Origin of the sequence: Oceanispirochaeta crateris, from assembly GCF_008329965.1 — a bacterium.
Classification (GTDB): Bacteria; Spirochaetota; Spirochaetia; order DSM-2461; family DSM-2461; genus Oceanispirochaeta; species Oceanispirochaeta crateris.
In genome coordinates, this window is sequence record NZ_CP036150.1 from 1,955,090 (window position 1) to 1,978,793 (window position 23,704).

The following is a 23,704-nucleotide window of genomic DNA, read 5'->3' on the forward strand; positions in this document are numbered from 1 at the left end:
ATAAGAACAAAATCTTCATTCAAGGAGTTTTAAAATTATGACAAATGAGGGTGAACCACCTTACATGAAAATTGATTTATAGTATGAATAGGACTTCTATCCAATGGATAGAAAGTAGCATTTATTGAAATATAAAGCACAGATGAGACATCATCTGTGCTTTTTTTTTTGATTCATCCCTCCAACGTCCATTGGTTTTAAGACAGATGATCTATATACCTCTGGCTCAGAGTATTCACAGGACAAATGACACACCAGGTTGCCGGCTTAAAAAGGACAGCCAGGATTGTTCCCAGAATGACAGAGGATAGCATAAGTGAATAGAAACGGTAAGACAGATGAAGGAAAACAGGATTGACTGTCTGAAAACTAAAGAGCTGAGGCATTTCCAATGGAATTTGAAAAAATATAAAGAGTCGAACCCTGTCGATGGGGCTCATTTGTCCTTGACTAACAAAGACAGTAGATAGACCTATAAGCATCAGATTGAAACAAAAATAAGTAAATAAGATATTTTTCATCTTAAAACTAACGAGCCAACGGGGAACTTTCAACCCGACATTCATAAATTTGAACAAAGAAAAATAATCTCTCCTGGGACAAATGCCCCGGCACCAGAGGTTCTTCTTATTCCTCACAAGCAGAACAAAAGGAGTCCCCATACACAGAAGGGCCAACCCGGCAAAATGAATATTCACAAAGCCTGCTAAAAAATAGAACACAGTGAAGGAAGAAAATAGAAACTTATCCCTGGCCATTGAATCCTCTTTTTATATATTTGTTTTTCAATATATATGAATCAATATTTTTTGGCAAGTCAACACAGGAGAGCTGTTCCCATACTCCAGGGTTGAAACAACAATTAGGAAATACATTCTAAAATAGAGATTAATTACTGTTTTGATATTATATTATGCACATAGTAATTTAATAAGAACGATTAGGAGATTTAAGATGAAGAATTTTTTTATTATTTTTTTCACTGTCATGATGACAATATCTTTGAGCGCATATGACCTGGCTGATGTAGAAGACAGTTTTAAGAGCTTTGCAGATGAAACAGTCCAAGCTCTTCCCCTGGCAGCCAACATGGGTCTGAACTGGAATGATGCCTACTCCGGTAGTTTTCCACACTTCGGCGTCGGTCTTACTGCAGGGGCTGTGTTTCTGCCCTCTGAAGCCTTTGAACAATTTTCTTCACTAACAGGGGAATCGGGGCTTGAAGATTTCTCAAGCTTGGGTGTACCCCTACCCATGTACTCCCTGGACGCGCGATTGGGCATTCCCCTCCTCCCCATGGACATTGGTGTTAAATTCGGGGCTCTCAACCCGGAGACCATTCCTTTAGATTCAATATCCGTAGGATTTCAAATGGTTGGAATAGATGCAAGATGGGCGGTAATGGAAGGCAAAGGCCCCCTACCGGAAATATCCCTAGGAGTGGGATATACCTGGTTAAGCGGAGACATCATTTCTCCCATAGACTCTCAAACAGTCGATATTTCAGGAACCGGAATAGGAGCATCAAATCTGGTTCTCAGTGACTCTGACATGTACTACAAATGGAGTTCCAATATACTGGATTTCAAGGCACAGGTCAGCAAAAAACTCCTGATCATGAACCTCTCCGCCGGTGCAGGATACTCCTATGGAATATCTGAGGCAGGAGGAGGAATATCTGCCGCCACAGTAACAGTGGATGGTCATGAAATCACTCAAAGTGAAATAAGCCAGCTGGAGGATGCAACAGGGGTATCCATCGATGATGGCGGCCTGAACGTCATATCTAAAATCAACGGTGGATCTTTCAGGGTCTTCGGGGGTGTGGGTTTTAACCTATTTGTCCTGAAACTGGATGTGGGCTTACTTTACGGAGTGACCTCTCAGACTATGGGCATGACTACAAATGTGAGAATTCAATACTGAGTTGTTTCAGCTTATTTAAATAAAACCCCCATGATCGGGAGGAACATCCTGATCATGGGGGTTTTTTAATTTATAAATGATTTTTATGTCTCCGGTAAATCCCGACTCTCTGCGGTGCAGGATCAACCTTGAAGTCTATTCCAAATGTTTCTCGGTTATCTCTTCACCCAAAAAGCGTTCAACATCCTGAGAAGATGCTGAAAGAGGCCCGCTGACCAAAACAGGAGGTGATTTTAATTTTTCACCATTGAGCATGGTGACTAGACGCTGTAGAGAAGAAAGAATCATATTCTTTTCCCAATCTGCCAATTTTTCAAACTCTTCTGTGAATTCTTCCTGAAACAAGGATGGATTTGTATCCAAGATTTTCTGGGACTTCTCGGTCAGCAAAATATTCACTTTCCTTTTATCCTGAGAACTCCTTTGTCTGTGGGCAAAGCCCTGCTGTTCAAGACGGTCAAGAATGCTGGTGACCGTAGCCTGAGAGAGACTGACCTCTCTGGCTATGGTAGATATGGGCCTGTCTGCTCCCTTATAGATCTCTTTCAAAACAATCAGCTGAGGACCGGTGATGCCATAGCGTTTTGTCAATTTTTTTGACTGCAGGTCAATGACCCGAATAATTTGTCTCAGTGTAGAAACAACAGTATCTGCATTATTCAGCTGATCCATTTTCTCCCCTCATTCCTGTGTTAGGCATCACAATATCACTCAAAATGATACCCTGTAAAGTATCCACATAGTTATTCCACTAATGTTTTGAATCATAAACAATATTTGTATTAATTTGCCTTAATATTCCCTTAAGTTACTGTTTTCAACTCTTAAATTGACATAAAAATGAATTAATTACTTACTAAGCACTATTATTTTCTAATATACGTTTGACTAAAATAAATATATCACTTAGAGTACTAATGAAATTACAACTACAAAGAGGTTACTATGAAAAAGAGTATTTTAATAATTCAGGTGTTACTCCTGATGTTTTCGTTCTCCCTGACTGCTGAAGGTCAGAAGGACAACGATACCACAACCATCGTATTTGGAGATGTATCCTGGGACAGTGTCCAGGTTCATAACAGAATTGTAGCATTCATCATCGAAAACGGATACACAGGCTATAAAGCAGATTTTATTCCTGGAGATACCATGCCTGTCATCAACGGAGTTATCCGAGGTGACATTGATGTAGATATGGAATCCTGGCATAACAATGTTTATGAGATCTATGAAAAGGGAATCAATTCCGGTGACATGGTGGATCTTGGTAAAAATATGCCCGATGCACCTCAGGGCTGGTGGGTTCCCCGCTACCTTGTTGAAGGTCCAGATGCACAGGCACCTAACCTAAAATCAATTGACGACCTTCCCCAGTATGCTGATCTTTTTACAGATCCCGAAGATTCTTCCAAAGGAATCATCTACGGTGGTGTTGCAGGATGGGGTCAGTTAGCCATTTCTGAAGACTTCTATGAAGAACATAACCTGTCTGAAACATTTAACCTGGGAGTTGCCGGATCCGGAACAGCCCTTGCAGGTACCATGGTTGGGGCTTATGCCAAAAAAGAACCCTGGGTTGGATACTACTGGGCACCAACAGCCGTCCTTGGAAAACTGGATATGATCCGTCTTCCTGGAACTGAATACCCTGCAGCAGCAGTCAATATCCTCGTGAACAAATCCATGCTTGAAAAAGCACCTGATGTTGTAGAGATGTTGAAAAAATATTCTACCACTGTTGATCAGAACAACCAGTTCCTGGCGAAAATGGATGCAGAAGGTTGGGACACACAACAGACTGCCGAATGGTTCTTGAAGAACAACGAAGAAGTTTGGACCAAGTGGGTCTCTTCTGAAGTTGCCGAAAAAGTAAAAGCGGCTCTTTAAGGAAAATCAATGACAGATACGACTCTTGAGGCTGAACATTCAAATGTTCAACCCGGGGGGAGTGATTCCCCTCAAATCATCATCAAGGATTTATGGAAGATCTACGGCAGAGACCCTAAAAGGATTCTGAAGAAAGACATTCGCAATAAATCAAAAGAAGAAATACAGAAAAAAACCGGTTGTATTGTCGGTATGCGCAATATCAACCTGAATATCGAAAAAGGTCAGTTTTACATTCTGATGGGCTTATCCGGAAGCGGTAAATCAACCCTTGTCAGAAATCTCATCCGCCTCGTAAATCCCACTAGTGGCTCTATCACAATCAATGGTAAAAATGTGACGAAAATGAATCTGGAACAACTCCTCCAGTTCAGACGAAATACCTTTGGAATGGTCTTTCAGCATTACGGCCTCCTGCCGCATCTGACTGTCCTGGACAATGCAGCCTATGGCCTGAAGGTCAAAGGCATGTCAAAAGGCGAGCGTTACGCCAAAGCCATGAGAACTCTTGAGACAGTTGGACTCAAAGGCTGGGAAGATTACTATCCAGGCTCCTTGAGCGGAGGAATGCAGCAGCGCGTAGGCCTTGCCAGAGCTCTTGCCAACGAGCCGGACATTCTCCTTATGGATGAACCTTTTAGCGGCCTCGACCCACTCATCCGCAGACAGATGCAGGATGAACTGGTAGAACTCCAGGAAACTCTGAAAAAGACGATTATCTTTGTGACTCACGACCTTCACGAAGCCCTCAAGCTGGGTGATAAAATTGCCATTATGAGAAATGGCGAGGTCGTTCAAGAAGGAACACCCGAAGATATTGTGACACACCCTGCCAATGATTATGTTCAGGAATTTGTACGGGACGCTTCACCTGCCAAGGTTTTAACCGCCGGAAGCATCATGGAAGAACCCAAGATCATCCTTTATGACTGGGAAGGTGCCAAAACAGCACAGACTCTCCTGCTCTCCAACAACCGTCGTTCGGCCTTTGTTGTAAATAAGGCCAGAAAATTCTTGGGGATAACAACAGAAGTAAAACTAAACGATTTACTTGAAAACAAAGATTATAAGGGCGGGATACCCGATTCCATTATTCGGAAGGTACCCACCGTGACAGAAGATACAATTTTGGAAGACATGTTTTCCATAGTCAATGAAAACCCCTACCCCATTCCTGTCGTGGATGAACTGGGGAGATTCAAGGGAAAAGTGACAACTGACCAGATCTTCGAATCTATCACTCCCTACAATGAAGGAGACAGCAATGATTGAATTCCCTGATATTGTAGGAATCCCCCTGGCTAAATGGATAGACCAAGGCATGACCTGGCTGTTAGAAAACCTGAGTGGTTTTTTTGATGCCATTGGATTTATCATACTTCAGGTTGTAGCAGGAATTGAACGTCTTTTCCTCTTTATCCCCTGGTTTATCATTATCCTTCTTGTAGGACTGGCTGGATGGAAACTTGTGGGTAAATTGAAAACTGGGATTGTTTTCATGATCCTAATGTTTATGATCGGTACTTTCGGATACTGGGAACTGGCTATGAGAACACTCAGCCTTGTTATAGCATCGGTCTTTTTCTCACTCCTTATTGGAATCCCTCTGGGAATTCATATGGCTCGGAGCGATAGAGGAGAATCCATCCTGAAACCACTTCTGGACGGAATGCAGACCATGCCCAGTTTTGTCTACCTTATTCCAGCCCTCATGTTCTTTGGAATGGGAAAAGTTCCAGCCATGTTTGCCACCATTATTTATGCGGTGCCTCCGGTCATCCGATTGACCAATGTCGGTATCAGAACCGTAGATAAAGAAGCCGTGGAAGCCTCAAAAGCCTTTGGAGCGACCCCGATGCAGGTTTTATTTGATGTGCAGCTCCCGCTGGCCAAACCATCTATCATGGTTGGAATCAACCAGACGACAATGATGGCCCTGGCCATGGTTGTTATTGGTTCCATGATCGGAGCCAAGGGTCTGGGGATGGAAGTCCTTTTGGCCATCAACCGGATTGAAGTCGGTAGAGGTTTTGAAGCCGGAATCTCCATTGTATTTCTGGCGATCATCATCGACAGAATTACCCATTCCTTTTCTGAATCTAAGAAATAAACAAACGGCAGATATATGTAAATCATATATCTGCCTTTTTATTTCCAACAGCATATATGCCCCCACTTCCCGACTGTTAGCTTTAGAGCCTCCATACATTACATATTTACTACTATTTTTGCTTTTTCTAGATTATAATCTTTTTAATGCCTCTGACGGTGAATACTTAAAGCCTAACTATCCTGATAACTTCGGTACAGTTAGCTTCGGTATAGTAAGGAGATAATTTATGAAATGGTACCCAAGACTCTTATTGATAGTGTTATTTATATCCAGCCCTTTGAATATCAGCGCAGAGAATCTTCTGGAATATCTGGAAGGTGATGTTGTCATTCTCAGAGACAACGATCGCCTGGAGGGAGATTTTGGCATGGAACTGGAACAGGGTGATATCGTTCTGACTCAGAATGACTCTCTTGCCATTCTGGACCTGGAAGGCGGAAGGATTCTTAAAATGAAGGAAAACAGCAGTCTGAAACTGGAAAACTTGAGCCACAATACAAGGCTGGAACTGAAGAAAGGCGGTGTTTTCTCAAGAGTGGACCATATTGTCAATGGGAGATTTGAAATTAGAACCGAATCAGTCGTGGCAGGAGTTAGAGGCACTGAATTTTTTGTAGCCTTTGGAAAGACAGAGAATGAGGCTTCCGATATCTGGCTCTGTGTGAATGACGGAACTGTTGAGGTTGCCATAGCCGGAAGTAAGGATTCAGTCCTGGTGAATGAAGGCGAAGGGATTAATATTCTTGGTGGAAAGGAGCTTACTCCTCCCGAAGCCTATGAGTGGACAAAAGACCTGAACTGGAACACAGACCCTGAGGCAGGGAATGTCAGAGACGAATTGGATCTTCTGGACGCTTATTCGGACTCCCGGAACCGGAATTTTTTCTAGAGGCAATTACTCCGTCTTCAACACCACAGGAACAAGGCTGTGATTTAAAACATCGACTAATCCCAGATCTGTCAAACCTAACTGAGGGACCGTGGGAAGGGAGATGAAAGACAGCGACATGAAGGGAGCTGACATGGGGCAACCCAATCCTCGGACAGCTTCATTGACTCTGTTCATCTGTTCCATAACCTCCCCGGCAGAATCGGGACTCATAAGTCCTCCAATAGGCAGAGCTATAGAATCCAGAATCTCTCCATTCCAGGCTGCGGCAAACCCGCCCTGTGTCCTCTCAAGCTCCCGGGCGGCCAGAAGCATATCCTCGAGATTTGTTCCCACAACAACAATATTATGATGGTCGTGGGAAACCGACGAAGCCAGGGCTCCTTTCTCCAGCTGAAAGCCTCGAACAAAGCCCTTACCGATCTGTCCATTCTTCCCATAACGCTCAACCACAGCGAGCATGAGAATATCCTGTAAAACATCAGGGCAGACACTCCCCCCGTCAATCTTGAGCCAGTGACGGCTCTGTGTATTGATGATTTGATCGGGAATCATATCGATGACCCGGACAAGGGCCTTATGTCCCTCGGCCTTCAGGGCAAAATCATCGGCAGTTAAATCACTCTGGAGAGTCACTGTATGATTCAGGTATGCAGGATAGAGGCCCTTCTGCTCTTCTAGGATGTTTCCTTTTTCGGCAACAAGACGGCCTCCCTTAAAAACGGCTTGAGGTTTCATCGTTTTCATATCCGGAACTAGCAGAATATCCGCAAATCGTCCCGGGGTAAGAGAACCCAGTTCATGATCCAGGCGGAAATGTCGTGCGGCGTTGATGGTTGCTATTTTAACGGCTTTGATGGGATTCATTCCCAGATCGATGGAACGTTGAACATTATAGCTAATATGCCCCTCACGGACGATATCATTCACATGCTTGTCATCCGTACAAAAGAGCAGGTCCTCCGTTGGAAGATCATGATCCAAAACGCCTGTGATAAGGGCGTCCAGATTCCTCTCACTGCTTCCCTCCCTAATCAAGGCCCGGATTCCCAGAGACAGACGATCTTTCAGCTCTTGAAACTCCACAGACTCATGGTCATCGGAAAGACCTGCCGCCGCATAGGTATTCAGATCGTCCCATTCCAAACCGATGGCATGGCCATTACAGATCCGGCCCTGCTCTCTGGCACTCAGAATTTTCCTGAGGTAATCATCCATAACATTTAGAACCTTGGGAGGGTCCAATTCTCCCAGGCTGACCGCATTGGATTCCTTTAAGAGATGTGAAACTTCTTCAACTCCCAGAACTCCGCCAGTGGTCTCGAGTCCGGGTGCAGTGGGCACCCTTGAGGGAACCTCCATAAAGAGACGGAAAGGAAGCTCTTCTTTCTCCCTGAGAAGGTCATTAAGCCCCCTAATCCCGGCAACATTGGCAATCTCCATGGCGTCTACAAACAAGGTCGTAGTACCCCAGGGCACAATGACTGTTGCAAGAGCTTCCGGTGTCAGCAGGGTGGTTTCAATATGAATATGGCTATCCATAAAACCGGGAATAGCCGTCATGCCTTGTCCATCATATCTCTGTTTTGCCTTGACCTCCCATCCTGGAGAAAGAGCCACAATCCTGCCATTTTTGATTACAAGTGAGCCTTCCTTGATCTCTTCAGTGAAGACATTCAGGATACGGATATTATGAATATAGAGATCGGCCTCTTCTTTTCCCGATGATGCCCATAATTCTTGCTTTAAATGCTCCAGTCTTGTATTCATAACACTCTTTTCTCCCTTAGGTCAGCACAATTTTCTATCTTGTTAAGCCAGAGAAATCATATCATATTCAGTGAAGATCCTCATAGGACCTCAAGTAAAGAGATTCCGCCAGATGCTCGGCTCCCTTGAGAAGACGGACCATCAGAGGGATAAGAAAAATATGAAAATAGAAGACTCTTCTCATCCCATGGGGTATTTCGATCCCTCTGAGACGCTGTGCATCCTGAATTTCATCGATAACTGGTTTTATAAATAAAGTATAATTGAGAGCGCCATAGAGAATAAAGGCAATTTTTTTAGGAAAGCCCGTCTCCACGAGAAGGTCATAAAGAGACAGATCCTTGTAGAATGAGAGGTAAACTTGAAGGCTGAGACTGATGGAAGCGAGGAGTATTACAGTATGGATACCATCCTTAAAATGCCCGAATAAGAAGTATAAAATCAAAAGGAAAAGGGATGTGGGAACTAAAAAACGAAGGTATGATACCAGAGCCTTCCTGTTCCTCACAATCAGACCAGCGATAATAAAGGGAATGAGCAGGAACCCACTTTTGGGGATGATAAGCTGAAGCCCCATAAGAACTATGGATAGAAGAAATAAGAGTTTAAATTTCAACAGAAGCTCCCTTAAGGCAGTAATCGGCGACGGAATGGGAAGAGTCCTTTAAAAATTCAACAAAGTCCCCGTTGTGACTGGTAAAGAGTATCCCCGTCCCTCTGTCCAGAAGCTTCTCAAAAACCTTCACTAATATTTTCACACCCTGTTCATCCAGATGTGCATCCGCTTCATCCAGAATCAGAACCTCCGGTTTTAACAATAGGGCAGCCACAAGCTGACATTTTTTCTTTTCTCCATGACTCAATGAAAATGGACTCTGATGCAGGGTATGCCCCAGTTCAAATATGTCACACAGAAACTGCAAATACTCATCATCTTTTATCTTCAGAATTGAAGCAGAATAGGAAAGCTCTTCTTCTACGGTATTGCAGAAAAACTGGCTGTCTGGAGACTGAAGGACCACAGAAATCCTCTTGCAGAACTCCCGCCTCTTCAAGGACCGAAGATCTATGGTTCCAAGACGGAGATCTCCCCGGCTGGGTTGCAGGCAGGTGATGGCCCGGATCAACGTGCTTTTTCCAGAACCAACGGGCCCTCTCAGATGAATGAGCCCCCCGGGGGGTAGAAATAAATCTTCAAAACAGAACCTGGGTCCCTGGGGGAGATCCACAACCAAGCTCTGTATGGAGAGGAGGGAAGAGACTTCACTGGAAGGACCATTGTGTCCTTCGGGCATGGGAGGGAACTTGATCCCCTTGTTTCGTTTTTTTTCAGGATTCAGCACAAAGGAACGGACATATCCTGCCAGGGATGCAGGGAGGCTGTGTTCCACCATAAGGATGGTTTTTCCAAGTCTGTGTTTTTCAAGAAGAAGATCAGCCAATAACTCTCCCTTATCTGCGGATAAGGGAGCAAAGGATTCATCCAGAAGGATCAGATCAGGATCTGAGCTGAGGTAGGCACAGATCAGGACAAGCTGCTGCTCCCCTCCTGAGAGGCTCTGCGGGTTGCGGTCTTTCAGATGCTCAATCTCAAAATACTTCAATAAAGATTCAGCTCTTTCGCTCGAGGCGGAAGGAGAAAAACAAACCTCCTCCCATACGGTTCTGCAAAAGAGTCGGGCCGCTGCCCAGGGACCTGTAAGACAGAGATTCTTTCCACCTCCTTTAAGAGGTTCATTTTGATACAGAAGGGTTCCTTCAACGATACCCGGATATACTGATGGAACAAGCCCGGCTATGATCCGGAGTAAACTGGTTTTCCCCGCACCATTAGGTCCTCCCAGATAGAGGAAATCTCCCCGCTTGACTGTAAGATTCAGCCCAGTAAAGATTTCCCTCCTATTCTTAAATGACAGGTTCTGTATGGATAACATGCGCTTTTTCCAATCTGAGAAGAACAATAAAAGCCAATAAACTACCGGAGATAGAACTGAGCAGGAAGCCAGGGAGCAGAGCCATAAACCCGATTTCCTTCCCCATGATTCCAGGGGCTATGAGGAAGCTGCTTAAAAGTGGAGCAATCAGTCCTGTCCCAATGATTTCTCCTAGGACCGCTGCAGAGATTTTTCTGGTCATTCGAAAGGCCAAACCAGACAAGAAGGCACCGATCATACTGCCCGGAAAAGCCAAAAGGGTTCCCAGACCCAGGGCATTGCGGATGAGAGAGACTCCTGCGGCAGCGGCCACATTCATTCGTGTCGTAACCAAAACAGCCAGAAAAACATTTACAAAATGCTGGGTCGGATTGATTTTGGCTATACCGATGGGAAGACTTGTGAAAGGAGACAGGGCAATAGCCAGTGCCATAAAGACGATCACATGAGCGATTTGCTTAATATTTTTTTTGCTCATCCTTCCTCCAGTTTTTTCAGGTACTCCTGAATCCGTAACTCCGGCTCATCCCTGCCCATGATATCGGAAATAACGCAGATGTAGGATGCTCCGGCCTGCATGACCTCATCCAGATTTTCGAGTGTAATACCACCGATGGCACTGACCGGAACAGAAACACTGCGGCAGATCTCTTTAAGAAGGGGAACTCCCATATGGGGTGCCTCCGGTTTTGTCAATGAACCGAAAACGGCTCCAGCCCCAATGGAATGAGCGCCCGCTTGTTCGGCTTCTATCGCCTCCTGGACAGTATCAACAGAAACACCAATCATGAGTTTTTGTGCATATTGTTTACAAATACTCTTATAATCACCATCATCCTGTCCCAGATGAACCCCATGGGCCGCCGATTCCAGAGCCGCCTCCAGACTGTCATTCACAATAATTTGGACATGAGGATAACTATGGGAGTGGGTCATGATTTTTTTCACTGTGGAAACCAGGCTGTCATGATCCTGACCTTTATTTCGATATTGAATGACCGAGACACCTGCGGCCATCAGCATTTGAGCTTCTTCCAGATTTGATGCAAAACCGTATAATTCAGCCATTTTTATTTTTCCTTAATCCTGCAAAAACAGAGATGATGGCGGCACTTGAAAGAGCCAGAAGAAATGAAATAAACATATCCGCTGGCAAACCGGACCAGGAACTGAAATCGGGTCCAGGGAAAAATGGGGCTCCCAGAATGATAGCCGTAAAACCGGCCAGCATGGACTGTCCTCCACTTATATTCTTATTGAAAAGGCCGTATAAAAGCGGAAAGGCAAAGGCGGAGCAGATCAAGTCGGCCAGCAGGAATAAGTAGAGAACCGACCCTCCCCGGCTACCGAAAAAGACAGCGATGCTGCCAATAAGAACTGTCAAAAATTGGGCTCTGAGCAACTGATGAGGACTTTCTTTTTCAATCCCCTTCCAGGAAACAATGGTACTGACAATACCATTTAAGAGGGTATCGATGCTGCTGAGAACAAGCAGAAAGGCCAAAAGTACTAAGATGACCGTAAAAAGAGGAGAAAGCAGGGAGAGCAGGCTGAACACGGCCAAAGAGGGTTCTGCAGGATTCAATGTCCCAGCGCTACGGGCAAAGATTCCAAAAAATCCTGCTAGAAGAACGAGGGGGATGATGATAATTCCACCCAGCAAAAAGGCATTTTTCTGAGATTGGTTCTCTTTTACCGTATAGATCCTCTGCCAGAATCCCTGATGAAAGAGATTGCTGCAGGTGACTCCTAGAAACAGAACAATTCCGAATTTCCATCCGGGGATAAAGGTAAAGGAGAGAAGCTCCGGCGCAGCCGCATGAATCTGATCTCCCAGAGACCCGTTCTTCATAGAAAGTTCGTATACTACAGCTGTAGCAAGAGCTAAAAGAAGTGGCACCAGCACATAAAGCTGGATTTTGTCTGTTTTTATAGAAGCACCCAACCCACCTCTAAACACATAGGCAAAGACCAGAAGCATAATGAGACTGCAGCTGATCAAAAGAGGAATACGAAAGGCGAATTCCATGACCTGTCCGATGGCTGTCAGTTCGGCACTTAAAAAAGTCCCCATGTAGAACAGCATGATAATGCTGGCCATAAAGGCTGTTTTTCTTCCATACCGAGAGGCAATATAGTCACTAAATCCATACCCCCGGGGGAGGAGATTAAGCAGGACCGGACCGAAAAAAGCCAGTAAGAAAAGCGGCATGGCCTGCCCGAAGGCATACCCGATCAGTCCACTGATTCCCGCCCAGGTTCCGGTCTCCGCCGGACTGAACAGAATCCATCCACCCAGCACCGAAGCTGCCAGACTAAAACCCGCCACAAGGGAGCTGCTCTTACCTCTATGGGTAATATAGTCATCCAGAGTCTCCGGTTTCCCCTTAAAACCCATGATCACAAATAAAGAACTCAGGAGGGCCATCCCCCCCAGGCTTGCTGTTAAAATCATTGTCTATCTCCTTATACTTTTTTTAAGATTCCACATGTGATTGACCGGCCCGCGTCCCTGCCCCCAGGACTGATTTTTGCCATGTTCCAACGCGGCACTGATATACTTTTTAGACAGAGAAACGGCTTCATCCAGGGAGTATCCCAGTGCAAGATGAGATGCGACAGCAGAGCTCAGAGTACAGCCAGTGCCATGGGTATTCCTTGTCTCGACTCTCTCCGATTCAAACCACAGCAAACGATCTGATCCGGGAACAGCCAAGACATCCGAAGAGGTCCCGCAACCCTGAAGATCCCCACCCTTCACGAGAAAGGGAGAGCCCCATTTGTGGGCCATTGCCAGGGCGGATTCTCCCATTGTCTCTTTCGAGCTGTTCTTCTTTCCGCTGATAAGATCGATTTCATGAATATTGGGGGTGATCAGGGAAGCCAGAGGAAAAAGGAGTGTTTGCAACGATTGTAGAGAATCGGGTTCCAAAAGAACATCACCGCTTGTTGCAACCATTACGGGATCCAAGACAATCCTGACATTTCTGTCTTTTAAAAAGTGATAAAGCCCCTCGATAAGAGCTTGATCGTGGAGCATGCCGATCTTGACCGTTACAGGAGGAATATCCTCAAAAACAGCATTCAACTGCGCCAGAACTACCTCGGTCGACACTGGATACACTCCCTGAACACCCTGAGTATTCTGTGCGGTCAAAGCCGTAATAACTGTCATGCCGTAACAGCCAAGGGAAGTCATCGTTTTTAGATCTGCCTGAACTCCTGCCCCACCGGAGGAGTCGCTTCCCGCAATAGTCAGAACAGCGGGATGGAGAAAATGAGTCAAAATAGAACCTCCTGATCATTTGATTCTTCTGTGATGTTATATATTTGATCGATGAATTTTAATTTGAAATCCGCCGGCCCATTAATCTCTGTGATGCGACTGGAGCATTCGGACATGAAAGAACAAACTCCGGCGGCGGCATCTGCCGAAAAGTCATGAGTATGGAACTCAGAACAGCAGGATAGAAAGGCCGCCATCAGGGCCGAACTGACACATCCGAATCCGCTGATCCGGGACATGAGGGCATGCCCTCCCCGGAGGATAGAACTGGACTGTCCTAGGATGTAATTTTCTGGACCGCTGATACACAGGGCGGATGCAAATGAGCGAAGTCCCCGGGTTATACCGGCAACGTCTTCTGCGTTATGGATGCTGTCGATGCTACCGCCATGGCTTTTTCCGTCGGCTAAACAGTATATCTCCGAAGCGTTGCCCCTGATGATTCTGGGGACAAGATTATCAGGATCTTCTTCTTTGAGAATTGATAAAAGTTGGAAGGCAATATCCTGCCTTAACGGGGAGCTTCCCACACCGGGAAAGTCCAGGACCAGGGGGATTTTATTCCTTAAAGCACTCCTCAAAGAAAGGTTGTAACTCTCCTGGATATGCCTGTGAGGCGTCCCGGTATTGATGCACAACCCGTCAGACTGGATGGTCACGCCAGCGGTTTCCCGGGCATCAAAGGCCATAATCGGTTTACAGCCCAGTGCCAGCAGAGCATCAGCAACGAAAAGGTTGGTCACATTATTCATCAAAACATGAATAATTGGTCTAGACTGGTTAATCGCTTTTAAAAAGGTTTTATACACCATGGTCTCCAGTCATCAGGAGGAGTTTACCGGCGTATGTTCAGACACGTTCTTCCCGAAAGCGGGAAATCACAGACTTGAAAAGAAGGGTTCCGACGCATACTTCCTTCGCTGTTATTACACAGATCAGGTTCAAAGGGTTTGATCTCAGCCTGTATTTTACAAGCACCCCTGATGAATGATTAATTGATACCACAGGAATCATTTTATTGTCAAAGGGTGTCCATATGTTTTAATGGTTTAAAACATTTATTCATTATCACCAGTCCTTATTTCATCAAAATCAATCAATAAAAGGCTGCATTTAAATTCTATTATATTCTTACATATGAATATTTTATGTAGATTTAAAATATCTTGTTGATCCCAATTTCGAACAGGACGAAAATCTCTTTTTACACTTTACAAAATAATATTTTTATCAACAGAGCCATTTTAAATTTGAAGGATACTCCGGTAACTTTAAATAATATCCCCTTGCTAAACCCCGGAAAAGATTGAGACAAAACCTACCTAAACCCTTGAGATTCTCCCAAAGAATAGATTTTCACACCCCTTATGTACCCGTAAAAACAAGGGCATGGACTGGATGAAAACAGGCAAACCCTCCAACTGGTGATAAAGCATATAATTTGTTCATTTAAGGTCCCAATAATTTGACAATTTAATCTCCATTGCTTAGAGTTGCATGCAACAACACAAGAAAAAAATGGAGTAACGGATTATGATTAAGATCACACAGGAGAAAGATCTAAAAGGATTCATTCTCCCCTTGAACAGATTCTTTGATCTGGCAGTTCAAAAGGTAGAACTGATCCAAAAAAATTGGGATGAAGATCAGGGAGCTCCCGTATTCACAATCAATGGAAAATACAGTTCCAGAGGCTGGACAGAATGGACTCAGGGCTTCATGTATGGCAATGCCCTCCTCGCTTTTGAAGCGACAGGGAACCAGGAATGCCTCCATTGGGGACGGGAAAAAACAGTGGAGAAAATGGCCCCTCACCTCTCCCATTTTGGAGTTCATGACCATGGGTTTAACAACATAAGCAGCTATGGCAACTTACTGCGTTTCATGAAAAATGGAGAGATTGAAGCCAATGAGTGGGAAAAGAATTATTACATACTGGCATTGAAACTGAGCGGAGCTGTTCAGGCAAAACGGTTTACATATTTACCGGGTCAGTTGGGCTATGTGACCTCATTCAACGGGGCTCACAGCCTTTTTGCCGATACAATCCGCTCCATGCGCATACTGGCATTATCCCATCAGCTGGGTCATTTTTTATGGTCCGAACAGGATGAGAAAACGAGCCTCCTCAAGCTGCTTTTAAGTCATGCAGAAACAACAGCCCGGTACAATGTCTATTTTGGAGAAGGAAGAGATACCTGGGATGAAAGAGGAAGAGTGGCTCATGAGAGTATCTTCAATGTGAATAGTGGCTCCTACCGTTGTCCTGCTTCCCAGCAGGGATACTCACCCTTTACGACATGGACCAGGGGACAGGCCTGGATTCTCACAGGGTTCGCTGAGCAGCTGGAGTTTATATCCACCCTGGATGAAAGTGAAATAAGCAATTTAAACCTGCCCTATTACCCTGATAAAAAGACAGTTCTCCGACGATTTAAGGAAGTGGCCGAGGCCGTGGCTGATCATATCATAGAAAACAGTCCCACTGACGGAATCCCCTACTGGGATACAGGGGCGCCGCAGCTCCATAAAATAAAGAACTATAAAGAAAAACCAGCCGATCCTTACAATGGGTATGAACCTGTAGACTCATCGTCGGCGGCTATTTCGGTCCAGGGACTCTTTCGCTTAGCCTCCTATTTGAAAGAAACAGATCCAGAGAAATCACTTCGCTACAGCGGTGCTGCAACGACCATGATGAAAACTCTATTGAGTGATGAATATCTCAGCCTGAAAAAAGATCATCAGGGACTCCTCTTGCACAGCATCTATCATCAACCCAACGGATGGGATCATGTGGCACAAGGACAGGCTATCTCCAACGGAGAAAGCTGTATGTGGGGTGATTACCACCTCCTGGAAGCTGCAGTTTATCTCCAGAAAATGGCAATTGGAAAGGCCGTTCCTGAATTCTTTAATATTTAATTGAGGATAGACAATGAATGATTTAACAGATTTAGAAAAATTATGCATTCACACGATAACAACCAAACCCTGGACCATTGAGGAGTCAATTGAACACTATGCCAGGGCGGGAGTTCAGGGCATCACACTCTGGCGGGATGCCCTTGAAAATCGTAACAGACAGACCATTAGAAAAAGAATACAAGATGCCGGACTGAACATAGTCAGCATGTGCCGCGGCGGATTCTTCCCTGGAGATACAGCAGAGAAAAGAGAGCTTGCCATTGAAGATAATCTGAGGCTCATAGATGAAGCGGCTGATGTGGGTGCACCTCATATCGTCCTTGTATGCGGATCAGAACCAAATATCTCCCTTGAAGAATCAAGGCAGCAAATCATGGAGGGGATATCCCGCATCTATGGTCATGCCCGGGAGAAAGGGGTGAAGCTGGCGATTGAACCCCTGCACCCCATGTATGCCGACAGCAGATCGGCGGTGAACACTATGGAACAAGCCAATGATATGTGCGAAACCCTCTGCCTGAAGAATGTAGGAATTGCCGTGGATATATACCATCTCTGGTGGGACCCCCATCTTCAGGAAGAGATAAAGAGGGCCGGAAAATCGGACAATATAATGGCCTTTCATACCTGTGACTGGAAAAACCCTACAACTGACTTCCTATTGGACAGAGGGCTCATGGGAGAAGGAATTGCTCCCATCAGAGAAATACGGTCCTGGGTAGAAAATGGGGGATTCAAGGGATATGTAGAGGTAGAAATTTTTTCTGAACTCCACTGGAAAAAAGATCAGAAAACTTTTTTAGAAGAAATCATACAAGCATACAAAGACTTTGCCTGAACCTTTGGCGAGAGAAGACTCTAGCCGAAGAAAGAATGCAGAAAGACAGGAAGGAGAAGCATATGAACAAAATTGGTATTATTATGAACGGTGTAACAGGAAGGATGGGAACCAACCAGCATTTGATCAGATCTATAAAAGCCATCAGGGATGAAGGAGGGATTCTCTTAAAAGACGGGTCCACCCTGATCCCCGACCCCATCTTAATCGGCCGCAACGAAAACAAATTAAAGCGTCTTGCCGACGAGCATAATATCCCCCGTTACAGCACAGACCTTGATGCCGCCTTGGAGGACTCTTATAACCAGATTTATTTTGACAGTACCCTGACGGAACTAAGAGCCGGAGGAGTTCGCAAAGCCATAGCGGCAGGGAAAGCGATCTATTGCGAAAAACCCACCTCTGTATCCACAGTAGAAGCAATGGCTCTGTACAACGAAGCCACAGAGGCAGGCTTAAAAAATGGTGTGGTCCAGGATAAACTCTGGCTACCCGGATTAATGAAGCTGCAATATCTGATCAATACGGGATTCTTCGGCAAGATCCACTCCGTCAAAGGCGATTTTGGCTATTGGGTGTTCGATGGCAAAGATCAGCCGGCTCAAAGACCAAGCTGGAACTACAGAAAGGAAGACGGTGGCGGAATGATGATCGATATGTTCTGCCACTGGCGTTATGTCATCGATAATCTGTTTGGAGAAATTGAGAGCCTTTCATCCACAGGGGCTATTCACATCCCCGAAAGAGTGGATGAACAGGGCAGGACCTACAAAACAACCGCCGACGATGCGGCTTATGCGACGTTCAAACTAAAAAACGGTACGATTTGCCAGTTTAATTCCAGTTGGTGTACACGGGTTCGCAGGGATGATCTGCTGACCATTCAGGTCGATGGTTCCAGAGGATCTGCTGTGGCAGGACTGAGGGACTGTGTCGTACAACATGATGCAGAGACTCCCAAACCCGTTTGGAATCCCGATATAGACAGTCCCGTCGATTTTCAAAAGGGATGGACAAAAATGCCCACCAGGGATTCCTATGAAAATGCCTTTAAAGTCCAGTGGGAAATGTTCTTAAGGCATGTAGTCGAAGACGAACCCTTTAAATGGAGCCTGAAAGAGGGAGCCAAGGGCGTCCAGCTTGCAGAATTGGGCATTCAATCCTGGGAAGAAAGAAGATGGGTGGATGTGCCCAGCTTAGCCTAAGGGAAATAATGCATCCATTTTTTTCATATCCCCCGGCTCAATTTTAACCCCGGAAGCCTTCACATTGCTCTCCAGCTGTTCCACAGAAGAGGCGCCAACGATCAGTGATGAAATCCCTGGATTCTGCAATATCCACGCCAGAGAGAGCTGCCCTACTGTTAGGTCGTACTGACTGGCTATGGGAGCCAGGCGGTCAACCCGGGATAGGAGTTCTTTATCCGAAATAAGATTCTGCATCGTGCTGTTCAGGCTTTCATCAGCAGCACGGCTTCCGGGGGGAAGGGTTCCTCCCGAGTACTTTCCCGTTAGGATTCCCTGTGCCAGGGGTGAAAAATTGGCCGTACCCATGCCGTTTTCAAGGCAGGCAGGCAGAATTTCCTTCTCTATATTTCTTTTAACGAGACTGTAATTCGGCTGATTAATCGAAGGCCTGGACCAGCCCTTCTCAATGCAGAGCCGATTGGCTTCATTGATCTGCTCAGCTGTCCATTCGCTGGTTCCCCAATACAGAATTTTGCCCTGGCGTATTAAGTCATTAATGGCTTCGAGTGTCTCACTCAGGGGGGATTCAGGATCATAACGGTGACAATAAAAGATATCCAGATAAGAGAGCCTTAACCTTGCTAGGCTGGCATGAACAGAATCCGTTATATGCTTGCGACTCAACCCTCGGTCTGTGGGAGCGTCGCTCATGGGCCAATAGGCCTTGGATGCAACAATGTACCGGCTGCGACTGTAATGATGCAGAATTTCTCCCAAAAGAACTTCTGCTTCACCTCTATTATAGGCATCGGCCGTATCAAAATAATTGATACCCAATTCAAAGGCACGATTGATAATTGTTTTTCCATTCTCCAGTTCCACCTGATGGGCAAAGGTCAACCAGGAACCATAGGCTATTTCACTCACCTTGAGACCCGTGTTACCAATTCTTCTATATTCCATATGAACTCCTTGATTGCATTCTTCTATTTAAGTTTAGGAGATGGTGTTAACTCCAGGTCAAGAAGAATTTGTATTTATTAAACGGTTCTCATAATGCATAATGAAATAAGGTTCATAAAAATATTTGTTGAAATTAAAGGATGGTCACAATGAAATTCTGCTGGACAACGATACAGGTTTCCAATATGGAAAAATCTCTTGCATTTTACACAGAGGTCCTGGGTTTGAAGATCGTTAGAAAAATGAGCCCAAATCCGGATATGGAAATAGCTTTCTTAGCTGAGGGTGAAACCCAGGTAGAACTGATGTTCAACCGGAAAAATCAGGACATACATTTTGGCAAGGACATATCCATGGGATTCATAGTGGACTCCATCGACGGTTTTATGGATGCCATGAAGGATAAGGGTATAGATCTTCTTGAGGGACCTTTCCAGCCAAATCCCTTTATCAAATTTATATACATTCAGGATCCCGATGGAATGAAGATTCAGTTAGTTGAGAATATTGAGCCTGCGAGTTAATACCATTGGGATTCTTCTATAAAGCAGAGATTCGTTCAAGTCTTTTTACTGATAATACTGCCGCCCTGATGGTGTGATAGTTGACTTTCCAGGAATGGCTCATATGTTCCCACACAACTGTCCCTTCCCGGGTCAACAGAGGCCACCACTCACCCACTTCATGTTTTATCATGTGTTTCATGACAAATTTGTGGATATTTTCATAAGCTTCTAGGTATTTCTCATCACCATAAAGGAGATAGGCATCAAGCATCCCGGTTAAGAATTCAGCCTGTTGCCAAAACTCTTTAGCTTTATCATAAACCTCTTTACCATCATGAGACCCTTCCACATAGACTCCTCCAAATTCAAAATCAACTCCTGCTGATAACGCATGATTCAAAATTTTAGTAAAGAGTTCATCATATTTGTGAGGATTAATACCTAAGGCTTTCAAAGCATCTGCCATCAACCAAAAAAACTCAACGTTATGACCATAGGAAGTATTGTCCAGAGTATTGCTTTTTTCCTGCATCTCCCCTTCAAACCTGTCCCAACCCCAAATAATATCAAACTTGATCTGTGGTGCGACAGACCAATCCTGAAAGAATTGAGGAATTCCCGTACCATACTTTGGATGCATGATTCTGGCTACAATAAGATCAATGAGCTCCTGCAGCTTCCTCTTATGCACATCCTTTCCACTACAAAGATAAAGAGCCGTAAGAGCCTCCATCAAATGCATATGAACATCCAGAGTTTTTCTGTCCCCTCCCGCGCTGCCGGGTCCGCAGAGAGTCCAATCTCGTTCAAACATCTCCCAGTAACCACCATGACTAGTCTCAACGGCATAGATCTGTATCAGATCAAAACACTTTTGCGCATAATCCAATCCTAGGGAGTCTCCCGATGCTAGAGTGTATGTAGCAAGGGCATAAATAGCAAAACTATGTCCATAGACGATTTTTTGATCAATCAAGATTTCATTATTTCTGTTAAAAAGCCAGTAGAATCCACCGAATTCACTGTCCCAATAGTGATCAACAGCAAAATGAACACCTTCCCTAGCTAGACTTAAAAACCGACCTTCGGGATCAAAACCCTGTAGATGAACCAAAGAAAAAGCATAAATACTCCGCATATGAGCCAGTAGGGATTTCTCATCTGTACCTGCATCTTCTCCATTTGTATCGAATTGGGTAAGAAATCCACCTTGGACTTCATCGAGGATACGACTTTGCCAGAAAGGGAGCAATTCCTTGATCAGATGGTGAGTCATCTCTTCTTTCCATTCTTTAATTTTTAATTGATCCATGGCGTATCCCCTCTTTAAATGTTATCGGTTTCATATTATGTCCTGTAATACAGCTTGTCAATAAATTTAATTTTATACTCTGTATATCCATGTTATTTCATTTTATATCATACATTTCTAAGAATATTAACTTCTTAAACAGCCCTACAATCATGGTGATTGACAAGCCAGAATGATCGCATTATCATAAATTCAATGTATCCGGTTACATTATTTATTCAAAAATAGAGAAGATTAGGATCAATCATGAAGAACTTGAACAATATCGTAAAGGATTTCCCAGATATTTCCATCGCTGTCATCGGAGATATCTGTGTAGATATGTATTACTTCCTCAGTGATGAAAAGTGTGAAGTGTCACTCGAAACAGGACAGAGAACAAAGTCAGTTGAAGATTTTAAACATGAAGCAGGCGGTGCCGGCAATGTGGCCATAAACTTAAAGAGTCTAGGAGCTGGTTCTGTAGATATTTATGGAGTTATCGGTTCTGATCCTTTTGGAGAAACTCTTAAATCCATTCTAACGGATTCAGATGTCTCCTGTACACATATTCAAACACAAAAAGAAAACTGGCAAACCCATGTATATCATAAATTCTACAAGGACTCCGTAGAAGAATCACGTTGTGATATAGGAAACTTCAACAGAGTAAGTCCTGAGGTAGTATCCTTACTCTTAGAGGATATTGAATCAAACATCAAAAACTATGAAGTCATCATTATCAATGAGCAAGTATTACACGGCTACCATAATAGTCAGTTTCAAAAAGGCCTGGCCGATTTAATACTCAAATACAAAGATGACAGCCTTTGGATCAGTGACTGCCGCCACCTGAATCTGGTTTACAACCAGAGCATCCGTAAATTAAACAAGAGTGAAGCCGAAGCAATTTTTAGTATGAAAGAACCTCAGAAATCACTTCCTGAAAAAAGAGAGTTAATCCAATGGCTCTCCTCCTACTGGGAAAAGCCCGTCATAATCACCTTGGGAGAAGACGGGGCCATTGGCATAGACTCTGAAGGGAAAATTGAAGAAACACCGGGCATCAGTCTGACAGGCCCCAAGGATACTGTTGGCGCAGGTGACGCCTTTTTGGCGGCTTTAGCTCTCACAATGGCTTCAGGGCATACCCTAAAAGAGGCTTTATTCACTGGAAACTGTACTGCCAGTGTTTCTGTAACAAAACTTTTTGAAACAGGACATCCGAATAAAGACGAGCTGATAAGAATGGGAACATCCCCGGATTACCGTTACAATCCTGAAGTTGCATCTGACAATAGAACGGCTAAATTCCTCAAAGACACTCCCATTGAGATCATCGGCCTCAAACCATCAGGGAATCCCGTGGCTGTTATCTTTGATCATGACGGAACAATATCCACCCTTCGCCAGGGCTGGGAACCCATCATGAAGGAAGTCGTACTCCAGTCCATATTGGGAGAATCACTAAAACTGGTCTCTCAAGAGGAAATAGAATGCATCTCTGCAACTGCAGATGAAATGATCGAAAAAACAACCGGTGTCCAAACAATCATTCAGATGCATCACTTGCAAAGCCTGGTAAAATCCCATTCTTATGTCCCGCGACATAAGGTATTGACCCCCCTGGAATATAAAAAAATATACAACGACAGGCTCATGAATATGGTTTCTGCCCGGATCAGCCTATTCCGTAGAGGTATGCTGGATCTGAGAGACGTAACCATGAAAGGAGCCATACCCTTCCTACAAAGCCTTAAAGATGCGGGGATACCCCTCTACCTTGCTAGTGGAACAGACCAGGAAGACGTTCGTAAGGAAGCAAAGACACTAGGGTATGCCGAGTTGTTCACTGGAGGTATTTTCGGATCCGTCGGCAATATTGACCAGGATCCCAAGAAGTTGGTCATGGAAAGGATAAGCAGAGAACTTCCTGAAAACGTGAAGCCTCAAAATTGCTATGTTTTTGGAGACGGACCTGTGGAAATGCGAGAAGCTGCTAAACGCGACTTTACCGGAATAGGACTACTAAGTGATGAAAAACAGCGTTTTGGCGTGAATCCTGATAAAAGACAGCGTCTGATTCTGGGAGGAGCCAAGGCATTGATTCCTGATTTTTCCTGGAGATCATTTTTGACTGAATACTTAGAATGGAATCTTGATACAAAAAGGAAAAAATAAGT

The 23,704-nt window shown here is 44.5% G+C and carries 22 protein-coding genes and 1 riboswitch; of the genes, 10 read left to right on the forward strand and 12 right to left on the reverse strand.

The window, feature by feature from the left end; translation table 11 throughout:
• Positions 1 to 197: 197 nt before the first annotated feature.
• On the reverse strand, positions 198 to 758 hold the full coding sequence (locus tag EXM22_RS08890; protein WP_149486175.1) for a 4Fe-4S binding protein: 561 nt from the start codon (positions 756 to 758) through the stop codon (positions 198 to 200).
• A gap of 196 nt (positions 759 to 954) precedes the next feature.
• On the opposite strand from EXM22_RS08890, the gene EXM22_RS08895 reads away from it, so the two are divergent.
• The gene (locus EXM22_RS08895; protein WP_149486176.1) at positions 955 to 1,926 is read left to right on the forward strand and encodes a hypothetical protein; all 972 of its coding nucleotides are present in this window, start codon (positions 955 to 957) and stop codon (positions 1,924 to 1,926) included.
• A 135-nt stretch (positions 1,927 to 2,061) separates the two neighbouring features.
• Here the strand turns inward: EXM22_RS08895 and EXM22_RS08900 are convergent, their stop codons facing one another.
• The gene (locus tag EXM22_RS08900) at positions 2,062 to 2,598 is read right to left on the reverse strand and encodes a MarR family winged helix-turn-helix transcriptional regulator (protein ID WP_149486177.1); all 537 of its coding nucleotides are present in this window, start codon (positions 2,596 to 2,598) and stop codon (positions 2,062 to 2,064) included.
• Between the two features lie 273 nt (positions 2,599 to 2,871).
• Here EXM22_RS08900 and EXM22_RS08905 point away from each other — a divergent pair, with 273 nt between their 5' ends.
• From EXM22_RS08905 to EXM22_RS08920, 4 genes are all read left to right on the forward strand, one after another.
• Positions 2,872 to 3,816, forward strand: a complete 945-nt coding sequence (locus EXM22_RS08905) for an ABC transporter substrate-binding protein (protein ID WP_149486178.1) — start codon at positions 2,872 to 2,874, stop codon at positions 3,814 to 3,816.
• Positions 3,817 to 3,825: 9 nt separating this feature from the next.
• A complete protein-coding gene (locus tag EXM22_RS08910) occupies positions 3,826 to 5,088 on the forward strand; it encodes a quaternary amine ABC transporter ATP-binding protein (RefSeq protein WP_149486179.1) in 1,263 nt (420 codons plus the stop codon).
• Positions 5,081 to 5,926, forward strand: coding sequence for an ABC transporter permease (locus EXM22_RS08915; RefSeq protein ID WP_149486180.1), 846 nt, complete (start codon positions 5,081 to 5,083; stop codon positions 5,924 to 5,926). Before EXM22_RS08910 ends, EXM22_RS08915 begins: the two co-directional genes overlap by 8 nt.
• A gap of 229 nt (positions 5,927 to 6,155) precedes the next feature.
• Positions 6,156 to 6,818, forward strand: coding sequence for a FecR family protein (locus EXM22_RS08920; protein ID WP_149486181.1), 663 nt, complete (start codon positions 6,156 to 6,158; stop codon positions 6,816 to 6,818).
• Between the two features lie 6 nt (positions 6,819 to 6,824).
• Here the strand turns inward: EXM22_RS08920 and ade are convergent, their stop codons facing one another.
• The 8 genes from ade to EXM22_RS08960 all read right to left on the reverse strand — a co-directional run bounded on the left by ade (position 6,825) and on the right by EXM22_RS08960 (position 14,620).
• Entirely contained in the window at positions 6,825 to 8,588 is a 1,764-nt protein-coding gene (ade, locus tag EXM22_RS08925; RefSeq protein WP_149486182.1) for an adenine deaminase, read from the reverse strand.
• 67 nt (positions 8,589 to 8,655) lie between these two features.
• Positions 8,656 to 9,204, reverse strand: a complete 549-nt coding sequence (locus EXM22_RS08930; RefSeq protein ID WP_149486183.1) for a CbiQ family ECF transporter T component — start codon at positions 9,202 to 9,204, stop codon at positions 8,656 to 8,658.
• Positions 9,194 to 10,522 carry an ATP-binding cassette domain-containing protein gene (locus tag EXM22_RS08935; RefSeq protein WP_149486184.1) on the reverse strand — a complete coding sequence of 443 codons (1,329 nt, stop codon included), beginning with the start codon at positions 10,520 to 10,522 and terminating at the stop codon, positions 9,194 to 9,196. Before EXM22_RS08935 ends, EXM22_RS08930 begins: the two co-directional genes overlap by 11 nt.
• Complete coding sequence (gene thiW / locus EXM22_RS08940) at positions 10,494 to 11,000, reverse strand: energy coupling factor transporter S component ThiW (protein WP_149486185.1); 507 nt, start codon at positions 10,998 to 11,000, stop codon at positions 10,494 to 10,496. The genes EXM22_RS08935 and thiW overlap by 29 nt, the downstream gene beginning before the upstream one ends.
• On the reverse strand, positions 10,997 to 11,590 hold the full coding sequence (thiE, locus tag EXM22_RS08945) for a thiamine phosphate synthase (protein WP_149486186.1): 594 nt from the start codon (positions 11,588 to 11,590) through the stop codon (positions 10,997 to 10,999). Before thiE ends, thiW begins: the two co-directional genes overlap by 4 nt.
• A complete protein-coding gene (locus tag EXM22_RS08950; protein ID WP_149486187.1) occupies positions 11,583 to 12,977 on the reverse strand; it encodes a sodium:solute symporter family transporter in 1,395 nt (464 codons plus the stop codon). Before EXM22_RS08950 ends, thiE begins: the two co-directional genes overlap by 8 nt.
• A 3-nt stretch (positions 12,978 to 12,980) precedes the next feature.
• Positions 12,981 to 13,808 carry a bifunctional hydroxymethylpyrimidine kinase/phosphomethylpyrimidine kinase gene (gene thiD / locus EXM22_RS08955; RefSeq protein WP_210411574.1) on the reverse strand — a complete coding sequence of 276 codons (828 nt, stop codon included), beginning with the start codon at positions 13,806 to 13,808 and terminating at the stop codon, positions 12,981 to 12,983.
• Complete coding sequence (locus EXM22_RS08960; RefSeq protein WP_149486189.1) at positions 13,805 to 14,620, reverse strand: hydroxyethylthiazole kinase; 816 nt, start codon at positions 14,618 to 14,620, stop codon at positions 13,805 to 13,807. The genes thiD and EXM22_RS08960 overlap by 4 nt, the downstream gene beginning before the upstream one ends.
• Before the next feature lie 82 nt (positions 14,621 to 14,702).
• Positions 14,703 to 14,800: riboswitch (TPP riboswitch) on the reverse strand.
• Between the two features lie 541 nt (positions 14,801 to 15,341).
• Here EXM22_RS08960 and EXM22_RS08965 point away from each other — a divergent pair.
• The 3 genes from EXM22_RS08965 to EXM22_RS08975 all read left to right on the forward strand — a co-directional run bounded on the left by EXM22_RS08965 (position 15,342) and on the right by EXM22_RS08975 (position 18,779).
• The gene (locus tag EXM22_RS08965; RefSeq protein WP_149486190.1) at positions 15,342 to 16,733 is read left to right on the forward strand and encodes a glycosyl hydrolase; all 1,392 of its coding nucleotides are present in this window, start codon (positions 15,342 to 15,344) and stop codon (positions 16,731 to 16,733) included.
• 13 nt (positions 16,734 to 16,746) lie between these two features.
• Positions 16,747 to 17,574 (forward strand): sugar phosphate isomerase/epimerase family protein, encoded by an 828-nt coding sequence (locus tag EXM22_RS08970; protein ID WP_149486191.1) that lies wholly within the window; start codon positions 16,747 to 16,749, stop codon positions 17,572 to 17,574.
• 62 nt (positions 17,575 to 17,636) lie between these two features.
• Positions 17,637 to 18,779, forward strand: a complete 1,143-nt coding sequence (locus tag EXM22_RS08975) for a Gfo/Idh/MocA family protein (RefSeq protein ID WP_149486192.1) — start codon at positions 17,637 to 17,639, stop codon at positions 18,777 to 18,779.
• Here the strand turns inward: EXM22_RS08975 and EXM22_RS08980 are convergent.
• The gene (locus EXM22_RS08980; RefSeq protein WP_149486193.1) at positions 18,771 to 19,724 is read right to left on the reverse strand and encodes an aldo/keto reductase family protein; all 954 of its coding nucleotides are present in this window, start codon (positions 19,722 to 19,724) and stop codon (positions 18,771 to 18,773) included. The genes EXM22_RS08975 and EXM22_RS08980 overlap by 9 nt on opposite strands.
• 149 nt (positions 19,725 to 19,873) lie before the next feature.
• Here EXM22_RS08980 and EXM22_RS08985 point away from each other — a divergent pair, with 149 nt between their 5' ends.
• Positions 19,874 to 20,248 (forward strand): VOC family protein, encoded by a 375-nt coding sequence (locus EXM22_RS08985; protein WP_149486194.1) that lies wholly within the window; start codon positions 19,874 to 19,876, stop codon positions 20,246 to 20,248.
• Between the two features lie 16 nt (positions 20,249 to 20,264).
• On the opposite strand, the gene EXM22_RS08990 is transcribed toward EXM22_RS08985, so the two are convergent.
• Positions 20,265 to 21,542, reverse strand: coding sequence for an AGE family epimerase/isomerase (locus EXM22_RS08990; protein WP_149486195.1), 1,278 nt, complete (start codon positions 21,540 to 21,542; stop codon positions 20,265 to 20,267).
• A 246-nt stretch (positions 21,543 to 21,788) separates the two neighbouring features.
• On the opposite strand from EXM22_RS08990, the gene EXM22_RS08995 reads away from it, so the two are divergent.
• Complete coding sequence (locus EXM22_RS08995) at positions 21,789 to 23,702, forward strand: PfkB family carbohydrate kinase (RefSeq protein ID WP_149486196.1); 1,914 nt, start codon at positions 21,789 to 21,791, stop codon at positions 23,700 to 23,702.
• Positions 23,703 to 23,704 lie beyond the last annotated feature (2 nt).